Genomic DNA, 7,033 nt, shown 5'->3' on the forward strand with positions numbered 1-7,033 from the left:
GCCCCCGTCCTCTGGCTGAACCCCGACCTCGACATGTCGGCCGGCAAAGCGATGGCCCAGGCGGGCCACGCGGCCCAACTGGCGTGGTGGGAGCTGACCGACGAGGACCGCGGCGCCTGGCGCGACGCCGGCTTCCCCCTCTCCGTCCGTCCCGCCGCCCCGTCCCACTGGACCACCCTGGTCACCAGCGGCCTCCCCCTGGTCCGTGACGCGGGCTTCACGGAGATCGCCCCGGGCTCCAGCACGGTCGTCGCGGACCATCCCGCCCTCCGTTGACGGCCTCCGCCGTAGGCTGCATCCCGCACGCGACGAACAGGAGGCCCAGGTGGCCGGGACGAAGCCGACCGGGACGACGGTGGCCGAGGTGACGGCCGAACTGGCCGAGCTCGAGGACCCGAAGGCACGCGAGGTGAACGAGAGACACGGTGACGATCACGGTGTGAACCTCGGCAAGCTGCGTGCGCTCGCGAAGCGGCTGAGGACGCAGCAGGAACTCGCCCGCGAGCTCTGGGAGACGGGCGACACCGCGGCGAGACTGCTGGCGATCCTGATCTGCCGCCCGAAGGTGTTCGAACGTGACGAGTTGGACGTCATGGTGCGCGGGGCGCGCGCACCCAAGGTGCACGACTGGCTCGTGAACTACGTGGTGAAGAAGAGCCCGCACTCGGAAGAACTGCGCCTGACGTGGTCCGCGGATCCGGATCCGGCGGTCGCGAGCGCCGGCTGGGCACTGACCACCGAACGCGTGGCGAAGAAGCCCGAGGGCCTCGACCTCGAAGGGCTGCTCGACGTCATCGAGGCGGAGATGAAGGACGCCCCGGATCGCCTGCAGTGGGCGATGAACCACTGCCTGGCGCAGATCGGGATCGAACACGCCGAGCACCGCGCCCGTGCCCTCGGTATCGGTGAGCGCCTGGAGGTGCTCAAGGACTACCCCACTTCCCCGGGGTGCACGTCTCCGTACGCGCCCACCTGGATCACCGAGATGGTCCGCCGCCGGCACGACGGGACGGTGGCCTGACCGACGGTCGGCGTTCCCGCGACCACCGGCGGGGCGTTGTGGACGGGGGGCCTGTCCGGGCCGGGCCGCAACGGTGTCCCGCCGCGTGTCCTTTCCGGGGGCTCCTCCAGCAGTTCCTGCCCGAAAGCTCAAAAGTTGCTCTGAAGGTGGGCGGTCCGGGGTTCGGCCGTGCGGATCGGGGTCATACCCACGGCACGTGCGGCGGGGGCCGGTGGACAAGGGGGACAGTGACATGGAGCGACTCGGGACGGGGATCGGGTGGCGGCCGGAGATCGCCGGGGACGTCGAGCGGATGCCGGGGATCGACTGGGTCGAGGTGGTGGCCGAGAACGTGTGTCCCGGGCATGTCCCCGAGTCGCTGCTGCGGCTGCGCGCACGTGGGGTGACCGTCGTGCCGCACGGGGTCGCGCTCGGGCTCGGCGGGGCCGAGCGGCCGGACGCGGGACGGCTGGAGGCGCTCGCCGAGCGGGCCACGGCACTCCGGTCGCCGCTGGTCACCGAGCACATCGCGTTCGTGCGGGCGGGTGGGCCGCTCAGCGCCTCCCCTCGGCTCGAGGCCGGTCACCTGCTGCCGGTGCCGCGTACCAGGGACGCGCTCGACGTGCTGTGCGAGAACGTCCGGATCGCCCAGGACGCCCTGCCCGTACCGCTCGCCGTGGAGAACATCGCGGCGCTGTTCTCCTGGCCCGGTGAGGAGATGTCCGAGGGCCAGTTCCTGTACGACCTGGCCGACCGCACCGGCGTACGGTTGCTCATCGACGTGGCCAATCTGCACACCAACCACGTCAACCGCGGTGAGGACCCGGCGAAGGCGCTCGCCGAACTTCCCCTGGAGGCCATCGCGTACGTCCATGTCGCGGGCGGCGTCGAGCGGGGCGGTGTCTGGCACGACAGCCACGCCCACCCCGTGCCCCGGCCGGTACTGGACATCCTCACCGACCTCGCCTCCCGGGTCTCCCCTCCCGGCGTGCTCCTGGAACGGGACGAGAACTTCCCCGAACCGGGCGAGCTGGAGCGGGAGCTGACGGCCATTCGGGAGGCGGTGGAGAAGGGGGCGACCGCACGGAGCACGGCACAGGCGAAGAGCTCCGGAGCCGGCTCCGGCTCCGGCTCCGTAGGGGAATCCGGCTCCGGCGAACCCGCGCGGCAGCGGGTCGCGCTCGCCCAGGCGGCGGTGCTGTCCTCGCTGGTCGCCGGGACGCCCGTGCCCGAGGGGTTCGACCGGGTGCGGATGGCCGTGCAGGCGCGGGCGCTCGCCGCGAAGCGGGCGGATGTCGTCGCCAAGGTGGCGCCCGAGCTGCCGGTGATGCTCGGCGAGCGGTATCGGGAGGTCTTCCTCGCCCATGCGCAGAAGCGGCCGATGACCGGAGGTTACCGGCAGGACGCCCTGGACTTCGTCGAGCAGTTGCTGCTCTCCTCCGGACGGCGGGAGCGGCAGGACGAGCAGGTGCCGCTGCGGGAGTTGCGCGAGTGGTGGCTCGAGCGGTCCGGGCCGGTGCCGCGGTCGCGCCGGCCCGCAGTGCGGCTGGCGCGCGCCACGCGGCGGGTGCTGCTGCGGCGTTGAGGACGGGGCACGCGAGCCGGAGCGGGGTCCGTTTCCGGGACCCGGCCGGTCAAACGGAACGTCACGTGCAGACAACACTCCGTCCGGATGATGAACAGGGCATGGTGCTTCCGGGACCGTGTCGTCTACAAACAAGTCATGCTCTGGGTGCTCCTCCTGCTCGTCTCATGGGCCGTCGCCGGCGTCGCCTGCACACGGTTGTGCCTGGCCGCCGTCCGCGCTGCGGCCGTCCACGACGTGGGCACGGCCGGGGGCGGGGGACGTGATCTGACGCTGTACGAGACGGCGTTCCTGTCCGGCGGCCCCCGGCGGGTCGCCGACGTCACCCTGGTCGCGATGGCGCGTCAGCGCCGGCTGCTGCTGGCCCGCACCGGCTGGGCGACCGTGGTCGATCCGCTCGGACGGGACGACATGGAACGGTCGGTGATAGGGGTCATCGGGCCGGAGGGGCAGTCCCTCATCGCCCCGGTGCGGGCCGCCGCGGCGACGACGGACGCGGTACGCGGCCTCGCCGACCGGCTGGAGCGGGCCGGGCTGGCCGTGCCCGACGGCGCGGCCACCACGATCGTCGACGGCATACGGCGGGTACGGCTCGCCGCGCTGGCCGTGGCCGGACTGGGCGCCGTCGCGCTGCTGCTGCCGGCCGCGTCGTACCTGCCGCGTCATCTGGTCGCCCTGTGGTTCGCACTGCCGCTGACCCTGACCCTGAGCTGCCTGGTCATCGCGCGGATCGAGGTCCCCCCGTACGCGCTGTGGGCCTCCCCGGCCGGCCGGCGTCTGCTGGGCCCCCTGCCCAGGGCCGGCGCACACGCCACCGCCGCCGGCGACGAGCGTACGTACCTCACGTCGGTAGCCGTGCACGGCATCCGCGCGGTCGGCGAACCGGATCTGCGTGCGGCCTTCGCGCATCGCGAGCACCACCCGGACCACGCTCCGGGGCACCGTCCGGGCGGCGCCTTCGGCCGTCACCGCACGGAGGACGACCCCGGCTCCGGTTTCGGGGGCGCACGGGAGCACTGACGGCGACACCCGCCGACGGTGCCTGCCCTGCCCCGCCCGCCGGACGAAGCATCCCTCGGGTCGATCGCCCCGGTCGCCGTGCACCGGAGGGAACACGACGAGAACTGCCGTCGTCCACTCGGCCGCCGGGTCTCTGCTGCTCACCGCGCCGGCCGTCGCGCCTGGAGCCGCACCGGCGGCTCGCGGGGTCGGCGCCGGCGACCGAGCGGGACACCGGTACACCTGGTGTCGCCGGCGGGTCCAAAGCCTGCGGAACGGCCACTTGGAGGCGTATCTGCTCACCGGCCGGGTCCCGGGGCGGCGCGCGTCCTGCGCACCGCGCCCGGAACCGGCACCACGGCGGAGCCGGAGCCGTCCGCGAAGACGGAGCCCCGGCCTGCGGCCTGATCAGGCCCGGTCACCGTTGCTCAGGCAAGGCCCGCGACGAGTTCCGCGACGTCCTTGCGGCGGCCCGTGTAGAACGGGATCTCCTCACGGACGTGCATCCGGGCCTCGGAGCCGCGCAGGTGCCGCATGAGGTCGACGATGCGGTACAGCTCGTCGGCCTCGAAGGCGAGGACCCACTCGTAGTCGCCGAGGGAGAACGAGGGGACCGTGTTGGCGCGCACGTCGGGGAAGCCGCGGGCCATCTTGCCGTGGTCGGCGAGCATGCGGCGGCGGTCCTCGTCGGGCAGCAGGTACCAGTCGTAGGAGCGCACGAAGGGGTACACGCTCACGTACGCGCGGGGCTCCTCGTCGGCGAGGAACGCCGGGATGTGCGAGCGGTTGAACTCGGCGGGCCGGTGCAGCGCCATGTTCGACCAGACCGGCTCGAGGGCCCGGCCCAGCTTGGTGCGGCGGAAGAGGTTGTACGCCTCCTGGAGCTGGTCGCTGCTCTCGGCGTGCCACCAGATCATCAGGTCGGCGTCGGCGCGCAGACCGGAGACGTCGTACGTGCCGCGCACGGTGACGTCCTTGGCGGCGAGCTGGTCGAACAGCTCCTGGACCTCGTCGGCGTACCCGGCGCGGTCCTCGGGCAGCACGTCCTTCAGTTTGAAGACGGACCAGAGGGTGTAGCGGATGACCTCGTTCAGGTCCTTGGCCAGCTTGCCCTTGTTCGGGATCCGGTCGGGTGCGGGGGTGGTGGCGTCGTCGGTCATGTCCCTTATTCTCCTGCTCCTCCGTAGAGGGTTTTCACCGGGTGGCGGTGACGTCCCGCACGTCGTGCGGGACCTCACCGTGGATCTGGTCGGCGGCGTCGTACGCGCTCGCGATGCACGCGGGAATGCCGACGCCGTCGTAGGCCGCGCCGCACACGGCCAGCCCCGGGAGGGCGGCGAGGTGCTCGCGGACCCGGGACACGCGCGCGTGGTGGCCGACGGGGTACTGGGGCAGGCCGTCCTGCCAGCGGGTGACGCGGGTGGCGACCGGGGTGGCGTCCAGGCCGGTGGCGGCCTTCAGGTCGTGCCGGGAGACCTCCACGAGGCCGGCGTCGTCACGGCCGAGGATCTCCGTCTCGCCGTGCCGGCCGACGGAGGTGCGCAGGACCGTGAGGTCCGGGTTCTCCTCGTCGATCCAGCCCCATTTGTGCGAGGCGAAGGTGGACGCCTTGATGGTGCGGCCGTCGACCGGCGGCACCAGGAATCCGCTGCCCGCGGGAAGATCGGTCTCCGCGCGGCGGTAGGCGAGCGTGATGAGCGCCATGGAGGCGTACTCGATGCCGGCCAGCTCGGCGGCGGCGCCGGGCGCCTCGGCCCGCAGCAGCCGGGCGGCGGCCGGTGCGGGTACGGCGACGACGACCGCGTCGGCGCGCAGCTCCCGCTCCCCGGTGACGACCCGCCAGCCGCCGGCCGGCTCCCGGCGCAGTTCGGTGACCGGGGTACCGGTGCGGATCTCCCCGCCGCGGGCCCGCACCGACTCGGCGACGGCGAGCGGAAGGGTGCCCACGCCGCCCTCGATGCCCATGAACACCGGTCCGGTCTGCTGCGCGGTGGCGGCCCTGGCCTGGATCTCGCGGACGCCCTCGGTCAGGGAGGTGTGCGTCCGCGCGGCCTGGAACAGCTGGGGGACGGCGGAGCGCATCGAGATGCGGTACGCGTCGCCCGCGTACACCCCGCCCAGCAGGGGCTCGACCAGCCGGTCGACGACCTCGCGGCCGAGCCGGGCCGCCACGTACGCGCCGACGGCGACGTCGTCGCCGACCTCGGTGCGGGGCAGCTCGGCGTCCTGTCCGATCCGGGCGAGGCCCTCGTCGGAGAGCACCCCGGCCAGGGCGGCGGCGGTGCCGGGGACGCCCATGACGTGGCCCTTGGGCATGGGGCGCAGGGCGTCGCGGGTCCACAGCGACGCGGTCGCGGTGGCCGGGGGCCGGAGCCGGTCGGTGAGGCCCACCTCACGGGCGAGGGCCACCGCCTCCGGGCGGCGGGCCAGCATCGACTCGGCGCCCAGATCCACGCGCGCGCCCGCGATCTCGCCGGGCAGCAGCTTGCCGCCGACCCGCTCCGAGGCCTCCAGCACGGTCACCCGTGCCCCGCGCCCGAGCAGCCGGTGCGCGGCGGCCAGCCCGGCGATGCCGGCTCCCACGACGACGACCCGCTGCTCCGCACCCGTGTGTGATCCGCTCATGGCTCCACCCTCTCAGATGCCGCCGGCAACCCCACCAGGGCCGTACGGCCCTCCCGAGTCCCTACCGTGACCGCTTCGGGACCGTTCCGCGTCATCGTTCCACCGCCCTCCGGCGTCGAAGGAACGTCAGTGGTCACGAACCCGGGGGGAACCCACATGCGCACACGACGCTCCGCACGGCCGGCACACGCCATGACGGGCCTGCTGCTGGCCGCCGCCCTCGCCCTGGCCGGATGCAGCGGCGCGAGCTCCGACTCCGGCGGGTCCGACGACAAGGCCGCCCTCTCGCAGGCCGGCGACCGGGCGGACGCCGGGGGAGGGGCGAAGGAAGGAGCCGCGCGGGAAGGGGCCCCCGGCAGCTCGGCGGACGGCTCGCCGGCGACGGCGCCGCCCGCGGACAGAAGCACCGCCACGAGCCACATCATCCGCACCGCCTCCCTGACCGTGCGGGTGAAGGACGCGCCGACGGCACTGGCCGAGGCGCGCACGACCACCGAGAACGCGGGCGGCTACGTCGGCGACGAGACCACCCGTCAGGACGAGGAGGGGCACGAGCTCACGCGCGTGGTGCTGCGCGTCCCCGCCGAGAAGTACGACAAGGTCCTCGCGGACCTCGAGGGCTCCGGCAAGCTCGTCGCACGCAGCGCGAAGGCGGAGGACGTCACCGACCAGGTCGTCGACGTCGAGAGCCGGATCAAGACGCAGCGCGCCAGCGTGGCCCGGATCCGCGAGCTGATGGACCAGGCCACCCGGCTCAGTGACGTGGTCACCCTGGAGGGCGAACTCAGCACCCGTCAGGCCGACCTGGAGGCGCTGCTCGCCCG

Annotated in this window: 6 protein-coding genes and 2 pseudogenes; 6 read left to right on the plus strand and 2 right to left on the minus strand. The window is 73.6% G+C overall.

The genetic code is table 11. From position 1 onward, the window contains the following. From AOK11_RS25880 to AOK11_RS45385, 5 genes and pseudogenes are all read left to right on the plus strand, one after another. Positions 1 to 276: aminoacyl-tRNA hydrolase (locus tag AOK11_RS25880; protein ID WP_206188926.1), on the plus strand; the 276-nt coding region annotated here is incomplete at its 5' end. 49 nt (positions 277 to 325) lie between these two features. After that, on the plus strand, positions 326 to 1,021 hold the full coding sequence (locus tag AOK11_RS25885) for a DNA alkylation repair protein (protein ID WP_055596130.1): 696 nt from the start codon (positions 326 to 328) through the stop codon (positions 1,019 to 1,021). Between the two features lie 232 nt (positions 1,022 to 1,253). Next, the gene (locus AOK11_RS25890; RefSeq protein ID WP_055596131.1) at positions 1,254 to 2,585 is read left to right on the plus strand and encodes an MbnB/TglH/ChrH family RiPP precursor modification enzyme; all 1,332 of its coding nucleotides are present in this window, start codon (positions 1,254 to 1,256) and stop codon (positions 2,583 to 2,585) included. Positions 2,586 to 2,723: 138 nt separating this feature from the next. Then, positions 2,724 to 3,605 carry a TIGR04222 domain-containing membrane protein gene (locus AOK11_RS25895; RefSeq protein ID WP_079035086.1) on the plus strand — a complete coding sequence of 294 codons (882 nt, stop codon included), beginning with the start codon at positions 2,724 to 2,726 and terminating at the stop codon, positions 3,603 to 3,605. 161 nt (positions 3,606 to 3,766) lie between these two features. After that, positions 3,767 to 3,951: pseudogene (locus AOK11_RS45385) on the plus strand (alpha/beta hydrolase); the annotation flags it as partial. Positions 3,952 to 4,012: 61 nt separating this feature from the next. On the opposite strand, the gene hemQ reads toward AOK11_RS45385, so the two are convergent. Both hemQ and hemG read right to left on the minus strand, forming a co-directional pair. Further along, positions 4,013 to 4,744, minus strand: a complete 732-nt coding sequence (gene hemQ, locus AOK11_RS25900) for a hydrogen peroxide-dependent heme synthase (protein ID WP_055596132.1) — start codon at positions 4,742 to 4,744, stop codon at positions 4,013 to 4,015. A 5-nt stretch (positions 4,745 to 4,749) separates the two neighbouring features. After that, positions 4,750 to 6,209 (minus strand): annotated as a pseudogene (gene hemG, locus AOK11_RS25905) (protoporphyrinogen oxidase). 156 nt (positions 6,210 to 6,365) lie between these two features. Here hemG and AOK11_RS25910 point away from each other — a divergent pair. Continuing rightward, positions 6,366 to 7,033: DUF4349 domain-containing protein (locus tag AOK11_RS25910; RefSeq protein ID WP_157869449.1), on the plus strand; the 668-nt coding region annotated here is incomplete at its 3' end.

This window comes from Streptomyces hirsutus (assembly GCF_001418415.1).
GTDB classification, from domain to species: domain Bacteria; phylum Actinomycetota; class Actinomycetes; order Streptomycetales; family Streptomycetaceae; genus Streptomyces; species Streptomyces hirsutus.

Excerpts from the sequence above, each read along its gene's own strand:
- AOK11_RS25890 (WP_055596131.1), top strand. The coding sequence starts at position 1,254 with ATGGAGCGACTCGGGACGGGGATCGGGTGGCGGCCGGAGATCGCCGGG.
- AOK11_RS25895 (WP_079035086.1), top strand. The coding sequence starts at position 2,724 with ATGCTCTGGGTGCTCCTCCTGCTCGTCTCATGGGCCGTCGCCGGCGTC.
- hemQ (WP_055596132.1), bottom strand. The coding sequence starts at position 4,744 with ATGACCGACGACGCCACCACCCCCGCACCCGACCGGATCCCGAACAAG.